The sequence below is a fragment of the Pseudooceanicola nanhaiensis DSM 18065 genome, from assembly GCF_000688295.1.
Taxonomy (GTDB): Bacteria; Pseudomonadota; Alphaproteobacteria; order Rhodobacterales; family Rhodobacteraceae; genus Pseudooceanicola; species Pseudooceanicola nanhaiensis.
In genome coordinates, this window is record NZ_JHZF01000011.1 from 1,282,131 (window position 1) to 1,294,615 (window position 12,485).

Sequence of the window (12,485 nt, forward strand, 5' to 3'; positions counted from 1 at the left end):
CGCGAATATTTATACGCATGGAGGTCTGTTCCAGTGAACCAGACCCGATCATAAGTCGCGCATGAAGAACCTTTACCAGATCCGTAAGTCGAAGCGCATGTCCCAGGCGGAACTCGCCCACAAGGTCGGCGTGAAGCAAGCAACGATCTCCAGGATTGAAAAAGGGGTCAACAACCCCTCCCTGGCAGTTGCACGAAATATCGCAGACGCTCTCGACGTCAGCGTGGTCGAACTCTTCGGCCTTCCCGAGCTGGAGCAGCGGCTTCTTCAAGGCTTTCGAGAAGCCTCGCCCGAACGGCAAGCCGCGCTTCTGACGCTTCTCGGCGGCGATCAGAAATAGCTGATTCCTCGCAGCCATCCTCAAGATATTGAAGTGCGGCCCAAATCTGCCGTCGATACTCCCCCATTTGAACCCAATCCCTTCCTGTTCGCACTCCACCGCCTCTACCACGGCCTGACGCTAGCTGGCGTCGGTTTGTGCTTTATACGTTTTACGTATTGACAGAATGATACGTCAAACGGATATTTGCCCTCATCGACACCCGATGGAGGCACCACCATGCGAGACCACCTCGCCCAGCCGAACCTCTCCCTCGACAGCGCCCGCGCGGCGGTCTGCGACCCGGCCCGCGCTGTCGCTTACCCGTGGAACGTGCAGGATGCCTGGTTCCGACTGAAGGAAGTGCAGGGCCATCCGATCAGCCGCGAGGCCGCGGAGCGCCTCATCCCCTCGCACCTGATGACGGTCGATGAGACGACACCCTGCGACGTGATCCCGCTGCCTTGGGGCGGCTCGCACGTGGCGGAGCAGATCGAACCTTACCGCCTCAGCGCACTCTCAAAGGTCCGCGCCATGATCGGCCGCGGCGCCGATCCGACGGGGGGCGATGCGGCATGAACGTGATCCCCTGCATCCGAGCTCATCGCCTCGCCTTCGCGGCCGCGCTCGAGACACTCGATCCGGCAGCCCGCTTTGAGGCCGTCGAGGCCGCTGCCGTGCAATCCGGCGGGACCTTCGTCCTGCCCTCCCAGAACAGCTGGGGACCGCACGATGTCGAGGTTTCGCTCTTCGGCATATCGCAGTCCGGCGACACGGCCGAGAGCGCGATCCGGCACTGGATCGCGACCGTGCTTCGCATGGAGCGCGCGCTTCAGGAAGAAGAGGGGTTGGCGGCATGAAGGCCTTCGCCCTCGCCTTTGGCTGGTCGGTCGCCGGGATCTTTGCGATCGCGGTCGCCGGGAACTCAGGGCCGCAGATGGCCGAGATCGCCTCGACCCGGGCGATGACTGTAGAGGCCCCCCAGTGAAGGCGCTCCCCGAAGAGACGTTCTGGATGATCTGCCGGAAGCCGACGCATCCGAATGCCAAGCCCGAGCCGAAACAGCTCTACCAGAGCTACCTCTCGGCCAAGCGCGCGGCGATCGACATGGCCGCTAAGACCAACGCCGATTTCGTGGTGCTGACCTGCACCGACGTCTTCCGACCGACCGACCGATTGCTCGACCACGGGCTCTTCTGAGCCCTCACCCTCCGCAATGGTGCGGATCCCCCGCGGCGGCAGCATCCCATCGTGCCCCGCGGGGGCAACCTGACCCGAGGATTCCCAAGCATGAACGCACAGATCAAGACGCCCATGAAAAACACCCCCGCCGACGAGGAGGTGAAGGATGCGGCCTACCGGGTCACCGCCAACGAGCTCCGCAGCTTCATCGAGCGGATCGAGCGACTAGACGCCGAGAAGAAGGACCTGACCGACCAGCAGAAGGAAGTCATGGCGGAGGCAAAGGCCCGCGGCTACGACACCAAGGTCATGCGCAAGGTCATCGCGCTGCGCAAGCGCGACAAGGACGACATCGCCGAGGAAGAGGCGGTGCTCGAAATGTACAAAGAAGCCTTGGGGATGTCCTGATGCGCCGCTCTCACAATTTCCGCGCGCCGGGCTGCACCGAAGGGGTCCACCTGAACAGCCTCGCCGGCGTCTGCTGGCACCATATGCACGATCCGGATCACTGCGGATGCCGGACCTGCTCTGCCGCGCGCACGCGCCGCGACCGGCCGGACATCCGCGTCGTGGACGTGCCCTACCTCTCCACGACATCGGGCGTACCCGCCAGCGCACCGGTGTCTCTGCCGCGGGAGCCCTGGTCATGAGCATCATCTGCGACCACCCCGGGTGCGGGGAAACGGCCAGGCGGCGAACGCTGAAGTTCGACACGTGGCACTCGGTCCCGACCTTCGAGACCGACGACATCGAGGTCACCTTCAGCGAGTTCTCGGCCGACCTCTGCGACGACCACGCCGACCAGCTGCTGATCTTCGTCGGCGCCCGGATGACGGAGCGAGACGATGGATGATCGGCCCGCCCTCGCGTTGCCCCGCTGGCTTCTATACGCCTCCGCCGCGTTCTGGTTGGGCGTGATCGGCATCGTCGTCTGGGTGCTGGTATGACCATGATCCCCTTCCCCCGGTTCGGCGTGGAGGACACGTTATGATCTCAAAGCTGACCTCAACCGATCGGTCGATGGAATACTGACAATGGGCAAAGCGCGCTTCACCAAGGCAGAGATCACGCGCGCCGTCGAGGCGGCGAAGGCGTGTGGTCTCGTCGTGGCGGGAGTACGTGTCGGCCCCGACGGGTCAATCGAGATCACCTGCCCGGTGGACAGCAAGTCCGAAACCCAGCAACGTGGAGAGCCTAAGCGTTACAATGCAGGCTGAGAGCGTGAAGCACGATTTTCCGGGCTGGTATCAAGAGCGTTTGCCCTCTGGCAACGTCAGAAACATCGTCCGGAAAGAGGGCGACAAGCGCAAGAAGACGACCATTCCGGTCGGCCCAGAGCACCACAATTTCCTGAACCACTACTGGGCCGCGCGCGCCGGGCAGAAGTGGGCCGAGGAGAAGAGCACCGGCGCTGAAAAGAGTCTCGGCTGGCTCCGGCACGAGTATCTCGCCTACCTCGAGCGCCTGGTCGCGGGCGGCAACGCTTCCCCGCTGACGCTGAAGCAGCGCCGGAGCCTGCTGACCCGTCTTTGTCGGTTCTCCGATGCTGACGGCGATGCCTACAGTGACCTGCACCTGGACATGCCCACCGATGCCTTCATTCGGGTCCGAAACGCGATGGCCGCCACTCCGGCCGAGGCCGACAACATGATGAAGGCCGCCCGTTCAATGTACGCCTTCGCCATCGAACTCGGTTTGCTGGAAGCCAACCCTCTCGCCGGCATCGCCAAGATTCATCGGGGCAAGGGCGGCGCGAAACCGTGGACGGCGGACGACCTCCGGAAGTATCGCGAGCGCCATCCGCCCGGAACAATGGCGCACCTCTACCTCACTCTGCTGATGTTTACGGGAACGCGCATCGGCGATGCCATATGGCTTGGCCGCAAGCACGAGGTGGCGGACGCTGGCCAGGTCTGGCTCGAATGGCAACCAGGGAAGAAGGGCTCCAGAAAGGTCTCCCTGCCTATCCTTCCGCCCCTCCTCCGCGCCACGCGCGGCATGACGGTTCAGGGGGAGGCCTACATCCTCAATGAGCGCGGCCGGCCCTTCAAGAATTCCGAGACGCTCAGAACACGGGTGCGCCGCTGGTGCGATCAGGCGGGGCTCGAGGAGCGATCCTCGCACGGCGTGCGCAAAGCCATGGCCACCCTGCTCAGCGAGGCCGGGTGCTCGGACAAGCAGGTTGGGGCGATCCTCAGCCATTCGAAGGCGGCCACAACCGCGATCTACACAGAGAGCGCGCAGCGGCGGATTCTGAGCGCCGATGCGATGGACGCTCTCAGGGGGCTGGAATGGTAAAGTGCCCCACGCTACTATTTCGTGGGGCACTTTCGGCAGTTAAGTATGGGCAATGTACTTGCTATGGTACCCGCGGCCGGACTCGAACCGGCACGGCACAAGGCCTAGGGATTTTAAGTCCCCTGTGTCTACCATTCCACCACGCGGGCAGGTCCGGCGGACGTTATCGGAAGGCTCGGTCGGGGAAAAGGCGCGATCACAGGTCCTCTCCCGGATCGATCAGCATGCGGCGTTCGGGCAACCAGGGGTGCAGCGCGAGCGCGGCACGCAGGGCGGCCTGCCCCTCCTCCACCTGGCCGAGCCCCATGAGCGTCAGCGCGCGCCCGGCCATCGCGGCGACATGCCGGGGGTTCAGGTCGATGGCCCGGTCGAGATCCGCCAGCGCCTGCGGATAATCGCCCCGGATGAAGCGGGCGAAGGCGCGCTGGTTGTAGCCTTCGGCATAGGTCGGGCAATAGGCGATCAGCCGGTCGAAATCCGCGATCGCGCCCAGCAGGTCGAACCCGGCGCGCTTGGCCATCCCGCGGTCGAGCACCGCCTGGGCGGCCTCGTCCGGCGCCTGGGACCACAGTTCCCACATGGCATTGGTGATCGGCTGCGCCTCCTGCGCGGTGTCGGCCTCCCGCACCTGTTCGAGGAGCGCCGAAATCCGCGCCGAATGATCGGCGGGAACCGGACACTCCCTGGCCAGGGCGGGAGGCGCGAACGCCAGGAGAAGGACCATCATCAGTCGCATGCCCCAAGCCTGCCCCTACGTCAGTTAAAATCAAGTTCACGCCGGCGGCGGGCGGATCACAATCCTGAAACCACCTCGTCCTTCACCGCCTCCATCGCGACGAAGGTGGAAGTGCCCGCCACGTTCGGCAGGGTCGAGATCGCCTCGGCCAGCACCCGGCGGTAATCGCTCATCGAGGCGGTGCGGACCTTCAGCAGGTAGTCGAAATTCCCGGCAATCATATGGGCTTGCTCGATCTCTGGCACCTTGGACACGGCCGCGTTGAACGCCGCGAGCGAGGTCTCGGAGGTGTCGCGCAGACGCACCTCCACGAAGGCCACGTGGTCCAGCCCCAGCCGGATCGCGTCGATCTGGGCGCGGTAGCCGGTGATCACGCCCTCCGCCTCCAGCCGCTTCAGCCGGGCCTGCGTCGGCGATTTCGACAGCCCGATGCGCCGGGCGACATCCGCCACCGGCAGCCGCCCCTCGGCCGCGAGCACCGAGAGGATCGCGCGATCGTGCCGGTCGAGCTCTGCCGGCCCCTGCGGATCATCCGTCACGTGTCTGCCCCCGAAATAAGGTCAATGGTGCTTGAGATGCCCCGGGATCGGGCCATCGTCCTTCGTGATAGCTGATATTCTGTCCGAAAGAACAGGAGATTCCCATGCAGGCCCCGCTGTCCCGCGCTCCCCGAGACCTTCGCACCCGGATCGACGATGCGATCCACGACGGGCCCGCAATGGTGCCGCAGCTGGCCGCAGCCGCGGGTCTCTCGCCCGACGACCGGCGCGCGATCGGGGACCATGCGGTCAGGCTCGTCCGCGCCCTGCGCTCCGAGGCCCGGCCGGGGCTGATGGAGACCTTCCTTGCGGAATACGGCCTCTCGACCGAGGAGGGCGTGGCGCTGATGTGCCTGGCCGAGGCGCTGCTCCGGGTGCCCGACGCCGACACAATCGACGCGCTGATCGAGGACAAGATCGCACCGTCGGACTGGGCGAAGCACCTCGGCAAGGCGTCCTCGCCGCTGGTCAATGCCTCCACCTGGGGCCTGATGCTGACGGGCCGGGTGCTGCGCGACGCGGCGCCGGGGCCTGCGGGGCACCTGCGCGGCGCGATCCGCAGGCTCGGGGAGCCGGTGATCCGCCGCGCGGTCGGCCAGGCGATGAAGGTCATGGGGCGCCAGTTCGTGCTGGGCGAGGACATCCGCGCCGCGATGAAACGCGCCGCGGGCATGGAGGCGAAGGGCTACACCTATTCCTACGACATGCTGGGCGAGGCCGCCCGGACCGAGCCCGACGCGAAGCGCTACGCCAAGGCCTATGCCGACGCGATCGACGCCATAGCGTCGGCCTGCACGTCACGGGACGTGCGGGACAATCCCGGCATCTCGGTCAAGCTCTCGGCGCTCTTCCCGCGCTACGAGGTCGCGCACCATGACGCGGTGATGGAGGTCCTCGCCCCCCGCCTCCTGACCCTCGCGCAACAGGCGAAGGCGGCCGGCATGGGGCTCAACATCGACGCGGAGGAGGCCGACCGCCTCTCGCTCTCGCTCGACGTGATCGAGGCGGTGCTGGCCGATCCCTCGCTCGACGGTTGGGACGGGTTCGGCGTGGTGGTGCAGGCCTACGGGCCGCGGGCCGGCTTCGTGCTCGACTGGCTGCACGGGCTGGCGGAGCGGCTCGACCGGCGGATCATGGTCCGGCTGGTGAAGGGCGCCTACTGGGACACCGAGATCAAGCGGGCGCAGGTGGCGGGGCTGGACGGTTTCCCGGTCTTCACCTCGAAACCGGCGACGGATATCTCCTATCTCGCCAATGCCCGGAAACTGCTCGGGATGACGGACCGGATCTATCCGCAATTCGCCACCCACAACGCCCATACGATGGCGGCGGTCCTGCACATGGCCGAAGGCGTCCCGCGCGAGGCCTGGGAATTCCAGCGCCTGCACGGCATGGGCGAGGCGCTGCACGACATGGTGCATGAGGCGCAGGAGACCCGGCATCGCATCTATGCCCCCGTGGGCGCGCACCGGGACCTGCTGGCCTATCTCGTCCGGCGGCTTCTCGAGAACGGGGCGAATTCCTCTTTCGTGAACCGGATCGTCAACGAGGAGATCCCGCCAGAGGAGGTCGTGGGCGATCCCTTCGCCGCGCTCGAGGCGGAGCTGCCGACCCTGCCGACGGGGCCGGAGCTCTTCCTGCCCGAGCGTCCGAACTCGCGCGGCTGGGATCTGACCCATGCGCCCACCCTCGCCGCGATCGACGCCGCCCGGGCGCCGTTCCGCGAGACCCGCTGGCGCGCGGTGCCCCGCCTCGCCGACGACGCGGCGCCCGGGCCGGAGCGCCCGGTGACCTCCCCGGCTGACGGATCGGCGACAGGCAGCGTCGCCTGGGCAACGCCCGGCGCGGTCGAGGCCGCGCTGAACGCCGCGCGGCCCTGGGATGCGACACCCGCCGAGCGGGGCGCCGTCCTCTCCCGGGCCGCCGACCTCTACGAAGAGCATTACGGCGAGATCTTCGCCCTGCTCGCCCGGGAGGCCGGCAAGACCCTGCCCGACGCAGTGGCCGAGATCCGCGAGGCGGTCGATTTCCTGCGCTACTACGGCGCCAACGCGCCCGAGGGCGAGGGCGTCGGCACCTTCACCTGCATCTCGCCCTGGAACTTCCCGCTGGCGATCTTCACCGGGCAGGTCTCGGCCGCGCTGGCGGCGGGCAACGCGGTGCTGGCGAAACCGGCCGAGCAGACGCCGCTGATCGCGGACCTCGCCGTGGCGCTCCTGCACGAGGCGGGCGTGCCGCGCAGCGCGCTCCAGTCCCTGCCGGGCGACGGGAAGACCGGGGCGGCGCTGACCTCGGACCCGCGGGTCGGCGGGGTGGCCTTCACCGGATCGACCGACACGGCGCGGGCGATCCGCCGCGCGATGGCCGGGTCGCTCGCCCCCGGCGCGCCGCTGATCGCCGAAACCGGCGGGCTCAACGCGATGATCGTCGACAGCACGGCGCTGCCGGAACAGGCGGTGCAGGCGGTGGTGGAATCGGCCTTCCAGTCGGCCGGGCAGCGCTGCTCGGCGCTGCGCTGCCTCTACGTGCAGGAGGAGGTTTCGGACACGATCCTGACCATGCTGAAGGGCGCGATGGACGCGCTGACCCCGGGCGATCCCTGGCAGCTCTCCTCCGACCTGGGGCCGGTGATCGACGCCGAGGCGCAGGCCGATATCGACGCGCATGTCGCGAAGGCCGAGGCCGAGGGGCGGCTGCTGCACCGGATCGCGGTTCCGGGGGCCGGGTCCTTCTCGGCTCCCGCGCTGATCCGCGTCCCGGGCATCGCGGATCTGGACCGCGAGGTCTTCGGCCCGGTGCTGCACGTCGCGACCTTCCGGGCGAACGAGCTCGACGCCGTGGTCGAGGCGGTCAATGCCACGGGCTACGGGCTGACCTTCGGGCTGCAGACCCGGATCGACGACCGGGTCCAGCACGTGGCCGAGCGCATCCGCACCGGCAACATCTACGTCAACCGCAACCAGATCGGCGCCATCGTCGGATCGCAGCCCTTCGGCGGCGAGGGCCTGTCCGGCACCGGTCCCAAGGCGGGCGGGCCGCATTACCTGACCCGGTTCCAGCGCCATTCCGCCCCCGCGGCGACCGGCTGGGAGACAGACGCGCCGCGCAGGCTTCCCGCGCCGCCCAACCTGCCCGAGGGCGTCACGGGGCGCCTGCCGCTGCCCGGCCCCACGGGCGAGAGCAACGTGCTGAGCACCCTGCCCCGCCCGGGCGTGCTCTGCCTCGGCCCGGGGGCCTCGACCGTCGCGGCCCAGGCCCGCGCGGTCGAGGCGCTCGGCGGCGTCGCCTGGCGGGCCGAAGGGCCGGTCGCACCGGAGGCGCTCACCGAACTGCCGACCCTCTCGAGCGTCCTGTGGTGGGGCAATTCGGATACCGCGCGCGCCCTCGACCAGGCGCTCGCCGCGCGGACAGGACCGCTCGTCCCGCTGGTGACCGGGCGCCCCGACACCGGCCACGTCCTGCACGAGCGCCATCTCTGCGTCGACACGACGGCGGCCGGTGGCAATGCCGCATTGCTCGGAGGGATGTCCTGACCGCGCCCAATTCGCTTGACGCCCCGGGGCTTTCGCCTAGCGTCTGCGCATGTTTCCGCTGCGCGATCACAACCCGTCAGGGCGAAGGCCCCTCGTCACCTACGCCCTGATCCTGGCGAACGTCGCGGTCTTCCTGCTGACGTTGCCGCTGCAGACGGATCTGGCGGCGATCAACGAATTCTATGCCGAATGGGCGATGATTCCCGCCCGGCTTTCGGCGGGCGACGGCTATCTCACGCTGCTGAGCTCCATGTTCCTGCATGGCGGCTTCCTGCACATCGCCTTCAACATGCTGTTCCTGTGGATCTTCGGCGACAACCTCGAGGACGAGATGGGCCACCTGCCCTTCCTCGCCTTCTACCTCGCCGCAGGGATTGCCGCCGGGCTCGCGCAATACCTCTCCGCCCCCGGCACCTACGTTCCCGTCGTCGGCGCCTCGGGTGCCATCGCGGGGGTGATGGGCGGATATTTCCTCCTGTTCCCCAGGGCGAAGGTCGACGTGCTGGTCATCATCATCGTCTTCTTCCGGATCATCCCGATCCCCGCCTGGCTGATGCTGGGCGTCTGGTTCGCGCTGCAGGTCTTCAACAGCTTCGGCGCCGATCCGGACGTGGGGGGCGTCGCCTACCTTGCCCATGCGGGCGGCTTCGTGGCGGGCATCGTGCTGGCCCTGCCGCTCTTCCTCAGGCTCGGCGGCCCCGCCTTCTGGAGCCGCACCCACGGCCGCCCGCCCCACCCCGAGGCGCAATACGCGCTGTCGCCGTCGCGTGTGCCGACCGTCCGACGCCGCCGCTGAGACCGTGCCCCGGACCGGCGGCGCGATCACTCGGTCGCGGCGGTTTCCGAATCGAGCTTCAGCCGGGTCACGAAGGCCTGGCTGATGTGCTTGCGCAGCATCTCTCCCGCCCGGCCCTCGTCGCGGTCGCGGATCGCATCGACGATGGCGCCGTGTTCGGCCAGCGCCACCTCGTCCCGGCCGCGCGCGGCAAGCGACGTGGTCGCCAGGAGCGCCATGGAGCGGTGCACGAGGTCCAGCTGCTGGACCAGGAACCGATTGTGCGAGGCGAGGTGGATCTGCTTGTGGAACCGCCGGTTCGCGCGGGACAGCGCGCCCGGATCGCCGAGATGGGCGCGGTCCGCCTCCACCATGTCGGTCAGCACGCGGACCTCCTCCTCGGTCGCGTGACGCGCGGCGAGCCGGGCCGCCAGCGCCTCGAGCTCGGAACGCACGACATAGAGCTCGGCGAGCTGGTTGTGATCGAGCGAGGCGACGATCAGCGAACGCCCGTCGCGGGCCAGCAGCGACTGCGTCTCGAGCCGCTGGAGCGCCTCGCGGATCGGCGTGCGCGAGACCCCGAAGCGCTCGGCCAGCTCGCTCTCCACCAGCCGGTCGCCGGGCTTGTAGAGCCCCGTGTCGATCGCCTCGAGAATCAGCGAATAGGCGTCTTTCGGCGGGGTCTTCATGAGGCCGGCATTCCTTTTTCCGTTCGTTTGCGCGACCCTAGCCGCGCGGGCCGCCCCCCGGCAAGGCGCCGCTTGCCCCCTCGCCCCGCGGGGCATAGCTTGCGGCCATGACCAACGCCCCCCTCGCCATCGACCTCGTGCCGCTGTTTTCCCATGTCACGACATGGGTCTTCGATCTCGACAACACGCTCTATCCGCCCGAGGCCCGGCTCTTCGACCAGATCGAGGTGCGGATGACCGATTTCGTGATGGAGGCGCTCGGCGTCGGGCAGGAAGAGGCGAACCGCCTGCGCCACGAATACTGGCGCGACCACGGCACGACGCTGGCCGGGCTGATGCGGCTGCACGGGGTGGAGCCGGGGCCCTACCTCGACCGGGTGCACGAGATCGACCTGACGCATCTGGAGCGCGACGCGGCGCTGGCCGAGGGCATCCGCGCCCTGCCCGGCCGCAAGATCGTCTACACCAACGGCTGCGCGCCCTATGCCGAACGGGTGGTCGCGGCGCGCGGGCTCGAAGGGCTCTTCGACGCGATCTACGGGGTCGAGCACGCGAACTTCCAGCCCAAGCCCGACCGCGCGGCCTATGACATCGTCTTCGGCCTCGACGGGCTGACGCCGGGCGCCGCCGCGATGTTCGAGGACGACGCGCGCAACCTCGCCGCGCCGCACGAGATGGGGCTGCGGACCGTGCACGTGGCGCCAGAGGCCGCGCCCGCGGAGCACATCCATCACCATACCGACGACCTGGGCGCCTTCCTCCGCCGCATCGTCTGACAGTCTGCCGCGCGGCATTCCGACGCTTTGCCGCGCGCCCGGTCCGCCCCTATCTGGAGGCCCGTATCCCCGGACCGGAGCCCACCATGACCCATGCCACCCCCGACGCCCCCCGCGGCCTGTTCTACCGCCTGCCCGTGCTTGGCTGGTTCGCCCGTGACCTTGCCCGCGATTTCCACGGCAATATCTGGTATTTCCTGCTGATCGTCGTGACGCTGCTGGTGCTCGCGGTGAAGACCTGGGGCCTTGTCGCGCTCGGCTTGACCGCGGTGGCGGCGACGCCGGTGATCTTCGTCGTGCTGCTCATGATCACGGTCGGCGGCTGAGGACGACTTGCCCCGGGCCGCCGCCCGGGACATGGTCCGCCGCGTGAGAGGCCCGGACAAGGGAGACGCCGGATGACATTCGACTACGACATCGTGATCTCGGGCGGCGGCGTCGCCGGGCTGACCGCGGCCTGCCTCTTCGGGACCGAAGGCTTCCGGGTGCTCTGCCTCGACCCCGCGCCGCCGGTGACGGACGGCGCGGCCGCGGGCGCCGACCAGCGCACCACGGCCTTCCTCCAGCCCGCCCGCGGCCTGCTCGAGGAGGCCGGGCTCTGGGAAGCACTGGCACCCCATGCCGCGGCGCTCCGGATCATGCGGATCGTCGATGCCGGCGGCGAACGCGCCGAGGCGCGGCAGGTCCGCGACTTCGCCGCCTCCGAGATCGGCGACCTGCCCTTCGGCTGGAACCTGCCCAACTGGCTCCTGCGGCGCGAGATGGTCGCCCGCATCGCGGCGCTGGAGACTGTCGAATTCCGCCCGGGCACCGGCACGGCCGGGCTCTTCACCCGGGACCGCGAGGCGCGGGTGACGCTTTCCGACGGCAGCAAGGTCCGCACGAAGCTCGTCATCGCCGCCGACGGTCGCGGCTCGCCGATGCGCGAGGCGGCGGGGATCGGGGTGAAGGTGACGCGCTACGGCCAGAAGGCGCTGGCCTTCGCGGTGACGCATCCGATCCCGCACGAGAATGTCTCGACCGAGATCCACCGCTCGGGCGGGCCCTTCACGCTGGTGCCCCTGCCCGACCGCGACGGCCGCCCCGCCTCGGCCGTGGTCTGGATGGAGGACGGGGCCGAGGCGCTGCGCCTCGCGGCGCTCGAGCCTGCGCCCTTCGAGGCGGCGCTGATGGAGCGCTCCTGCGGGCTCTTCGGGCCGTTGCGGCTGGAAACCCCGCGCGCGGTCTGGCCGATCGTCACCCAGGTGGCCGAGCGGATGTCGGGCCAACGCCTTGCGCTGATCGCCGAGGCGGCGCATGTGGTGCCGCCGATCGGGGCGCAGGGGCTGAACATGTCGCTGGGCGATCTGCGCGCGCTGCGCGACCTCGCGGTGGCGGCGCGCGACGATCCCGGCGCCGCGGAGGTGCTCGACGCCTATCACCGCGCGCGGCACACGGAGGTGGCGATCCGCGCCACCGGCATCGACATGCTGAACCGGGCGAGCCAGGTCCACGCCCAGCCCCTGCGCGACCTCCGCGCGGCGGGTCTCTCGGCGCTCTACGGCGCGGCCCCGGTCCGGCGGATGCTCATGCAGATGGGCCTCGGCGCCCGCGGCGGGGCCTGAGCCGGAGGCGCCCCCGGCGCCGTTCCTCCGTTCT

General features: G+C 68.9%; 18 protein-coding genes and 1 tRNA gene. 15 read left to right on the forward strand and 4 right to left on the reverse strand.

The window, feature by feature from the left end; all coding sequences use genetic code 11:
- Positions 1 to 61 precede the first annotated feature (61 nt).
- The 10 genes from Q344_RS25520 (at position 62) to Q344_RS0107275 (ending at position 3,799) form a co-directional block, all read left to right on the forward strand.
- On the forward strand, positions 62 to 340 hold the full coding sequence (locus tag Q344_RS25520) for a helix-turn-helix transcriptional regulator (protein WP_084178324.1): 279 nt from the start codon (positions 62 to 64) through the stop codon (positions 338 to 340).
- A 219-nt stretch (positions 341 to 559) separates the two neighbouring features.
- Complete coding sequence (locus tag Q344_RS0107240) at positions 560 to 898, forward strand: hypothetical protein (protein WP_028286099.1); 339 nt, start codon at positions 560 to 562, stop codon at positions 896 to 898.
- Complete coding sequence (locus tag Q344_RS0107245; protein WP_028286100.1) at positions 895 to 1,179, forward strand: hypothetical protein; 285 nt, start codon at positions 895 to 897, stop codon at positions 1,177 to 1,179. Before Q344_RS0107240 ends, Q344_RS0107245 begins: the two co-directional genes overlap by 4 nt.
- Positions 1,176 to 1,307, forward strand: coding sequence for a hypothetical protein (locus Q344_RS26680; RefSeq protein ID WP_268238614.1), 132 nt, complete (start codon positions 1,176 to 1,178; stop codon positions 1,305 to 1,307). Before Q344_RS0107245 ends, Q344_RS26680 begins: the two co-directional genes overlap by 4 nt.
- Positions 1,304 to 1,519 carry a hypothetical protein gene (locus Q344_RS0107255; protein ID WP_028286101.1) on the forward strand — a complete coding sequence of 72 codons (216 nt, stop codon included), beginning with the start codon at positions 1,304 to 1,306 and terminating at the stop codon, positions 1,517 to 1,519. Before Q344_RS26680 ends, Q344_RS0107255 begins: the two co-directional genes overlap by 4 nt.
- A 114-nt stretch (positions 1,520 to 1,633) precedes the next feature.
- Positions 1,634 to 1,909 carry a DUF2312 domain-containing protein gene (locus Q344_RS0107260; protein WP_028286102.1) on the forward strand — a complete coding sequence of 92 codons (276 nt, stop codon included), beginning with the start codon at positions 1,634 to 1,636 and terminating at the stop codon, positions 1,907 to 1,909.
- Positions 1,909 to 2,151, forward strand: a complete 243-nt coding sequence (locus tag Q344_RS26335) for a hypothetical protein (protein ID WP_169739182.1) — start codon at positions 1,909 to 1,911, stop codon at positions 2,149 to 2,151. The genes Q344_RS0107260 and Q344_RS26335 overlap by 1 nt, the downstream gene beginning before the upstream one ends.
- The gene (locus tag Q344_RS0107265) at positions 2,148 to 2,354 is read left to right on the forward strand and encodes a hypothetical protein (RefSeq protein ID WP_028286103.1); all 207 of its coding nucleotides are present in this window, start codon (positions 2,148 to 2,150) and stop codon (positions 2,352 to 2,354) included. The genes Q344_RS26335 and Q344_RS0107265 overlap by 4 nt, the downstream gene beginning before the upstream one ends.
- Positions 2,355 to 2,535: 181 nt before the next feature.
- Positions 2,536 to 2,718, forward strand: coding sequence for a hypothetical protein (locus tag Q344_RS26065; protein WP_156954644.1), 183 nt, complete (start codon positions 2,536 to 2,538; stop codon positions 2,716 to 2,718).
- Positions 2,708 to 3,799 carry a tyrosine-type recombinase/integrase gene (locus Q344_RS0107275; RefSeq protein ID WP_084178325.1) on the forward strand — a complete coding sequence of 364 codons (1,092 nt, stop codon included), beginning with the start codon at positions 2,708 to 2,710 and terminating at the stop codon, positions 3,797 to 3,799. Before Q344_RS26065 ends, Q344_RS0107275 begins: the two co-directional genes overlap by 11 nt.
- A 64-nt stretch (positions 3,800 to 3,863) precedes the next feature.
- Here Q344_RS0107275 and Q344_RS0107280 read toward each other — a convergent pair.
- From Q344_RS0107280 to Q344_RS0107290, 3 genes are all read right to left on the reverse strand, one after another.
- A tRNA-Leu gene (locus Q344_RS0107280) sits at positions 3,864 to 3,948 on the reverse strand.
- A gap of 47 nt (positions 3,949 to 3,995) precedes the next feature.
- Positions 3,996 to 4,526: a tetratricopeptide repeat protein gene (locus Q344_RS0107285; RefSeq protein ID WP_336041623.1), complete on the reverse strand. Its 531-nt coding sequence runs from the start codon at positions 4,524 to 4,526 to the stop codon at positions 3,996 to 3,998.
- A 65-nt stretch (positions 4,527 to 4,591) separates the two neighbouring features.
- Positions 4,592 to 5,074, reverse strand: coding sequence for an Lrp/AsnC family transcriptional regulator (locus Q344_RS0107290; RefSeq protein WP_028286106.1), 483 nt, complete (start codon positions 5,072 to 5,074; stop codon positions 4,592 to 4,594).
- Between the two features lie 104 nt (positions 5,075 to 5,178).
- On the opposite strand from Q344_RS0107290, the gene putA reads away from it, so the two are divergent.
- The gene (gene putA / locus Q344_RS0107295; protein WP_028286107.1) at positions 5,179 to 8,607 is read left to right on the forward strand and encodes a bifunctional proline dehydrogenase/L-glutamate gamma-semialdehyde dehydrogenase PutA; all 3,429 of its coding nucleotides are present in this window, start codon (positions 5,179 to 5,181) and stop codon (positions 8,605 to 8,607) included.
- A gap of 49 nt (positions 8,608 to 8,656) precedes the next feature.
- Positions 8,657 to 9,403, forward strand: a complete 747-nt coding sequence (locus Q344_RS0107300; RefSeq protein WP_028286108.1) for a rhomboid family intramembrane serine protease — start codon at positions 8,657 to 8,659, stop codon at positions 9,401 to 9,403.
- 26 nt (positions 9,404 to 9,429) lie between these two features.
- Here the strand turns inward: Q344_RS0107300 and Q344_RS0107305 are convergent, their stop codons facing one another.
- On the reverse strand, positions 9,430 to 10,071 hold the full coding sequence (locus Q344_RS0107305) for a GntR family transcriptional regulator (RefSeq protein ID WP_028286109.1): 642 nt from the start codon (positions 10,069 to 10,071) through the stop codon (positions 9,430 to 9,432).
- Positions 10,072 to 10,178: 107 nt separating this feature from the next.
- On the opposite strand from Q344_RS0107305, the gene Q344_RS0107310 reads away from it, so the two are divergent.
- From Q344_RS0107310 to Q344_RS0107320, 3 genes are all read left to right on the forward strand, one after another.
- The gene (locus Q344_RS0107310; protein ID WP_051630368.1) at positions 10,179 to 10,847 is read left to right on the forward strand and encodes a pyrimidine 5'-nucleotidase; all 669 of its coding nucleotides are present in this window, start codon (positions 10,179 to 10,181) and stop codon (positions 10,845 to 10,847) included.
- A gap of 86 nt (positions 10,848 to 10,933) precedes the next feature.
- Entirely contained in the window at positions 10,934 to 11,173 is a 240-nt protein-coding gene (locus Q344_RS0107315) for a hypothetical protein (protein ID WP_028286111.1), read from the forward strand.
- 72 nt (positions 11,174 to 11,245) lie between these two features.
- Positions 11,246 to 12,451 (forward strand): UbiH/UbiF family hydroxylase, encoded by a 1,206-nt coding sequence (locus Q344_RS0107320; RefSeq protein ID WP_028286112.1) that lies wholly within the window; start codon positions 11,246 to 11,248, stop codon positions 12,449 to 12,451.
- Positions 12,452 to 12,485 lie beyond the last annotated feature (34 nt).

Bases quoted from the DNA above. Each gene is read 5' to 3' on its own strand.
- Q344_RS0107300 (WP_028286108.1), top strand. From the start codon at position 8,657: ATGTTTCCGCTGCGCGATCACAACCCGTCAGGGCGAAGGCCCCTCGTC.
- Q344_RS0107265 (WP_028286103.1), top strand. From the start codon at position 2,148: ATGAGCATCATCTGCGACCACCCCGGGTGCGGGGAAACGGCCAGGCGG.
- Q344_RS0107245 (WP_028286100.1), top strand. From the start codon at position 895: ATGAACGTGATCCCCTGCATCCGAGCTCATCGCCTCGCCTTCGCGGCC.
- putA (WP_028286107.1), top strand. From the start codon at position 5,179: ATGCAGGCCCCGCTGTCCCGCGCTCCCCGAGACCTTCGCACCCGGATC.
- Q344_RS26065 (WP_156954644.1), top strand. From the start codon at position 2,536: ATGGGCAAAGCGCGCTTCACCAAGGCAGAGATCACGCGCGCCGTCGAG.
- Q344_RS0107240 (WP_028286099.1), top strand. From the start codon at position 560: ATGCGAGACCACCTCGCCCAGCCGAACCTCTCCCTCGACAGCGCCCGC.
- Q344_RS0107260 (WP_028286102.1), top strand. From the start codon at position 1,634: ATGAAAAACACCCCCGCCGACGAGGAGGTGAAGGATGCGGCCTACCGG.
- Q344_RS0107285 (WP_336041623.1), bottom strand. From the start codon at position 4,526: ATGATGGTCCTTCTCCTGGCGTTCGCGCCTCCCGCCCTGGCCAGGGAG.
- Q344_RS0107310 (WP_051630368.1), top strand. From the start codon at position 10,179: ATGACCAACGCCCCCCTCGCCATCGACCTCGTGCCGCTGTTTTCCCAT.
- Q344_RS26335 (WP_169739182.1), top strand. From the start codon at position 1,909: ATGCGCCGCTCTCACAATTTCCGCGCGCCGGGCTGCACCGAAGGGGTC.
- Q344_RS0107315 (WP_028286111.1), top strand. From the start codon at position 10,934: ATGACCCATGCCACCCCCGACGCCCCCCGCGGCCTGTTCTACCGCCTG.
- Q344_RS0107275 (WP_084178325.1), top strand. From the start codon at position 2,708: ATGCAGGCTGAGAGCGTGAAGCACGATTTTCCGGGCTGGTATCAAGAG.
- Q344_RS0107320 (WP_028286112.1), top strand. From the start codon at position 11,246: ATGACATTCGACTACGACATCGTGATCTCGGGCGGCGGCGTCGCCGGG.
- Q344_RS0107305 (WP_028286109.1), bottom strand. From the start codon at position 10,071: ATGAAGACCCCGCCGAAAGACGCCTATTCGCTGATTCTCGAGGCGATC.
- Q344_RS26680 (WP_268238614.1), top strand. From the start codon at position 1,176: ATGAAGGCCTTCGCCCTCGCCTTTGGCTGGTCGGTCGCCGGGATCTTT.
- Q344_RS25520 (WP_084178324.1), top strand. From the start codon at position 62: ATGAAGAACCTTTACCAGATCCGTAAGTCGAAGCGCATGTCCCAGGCG.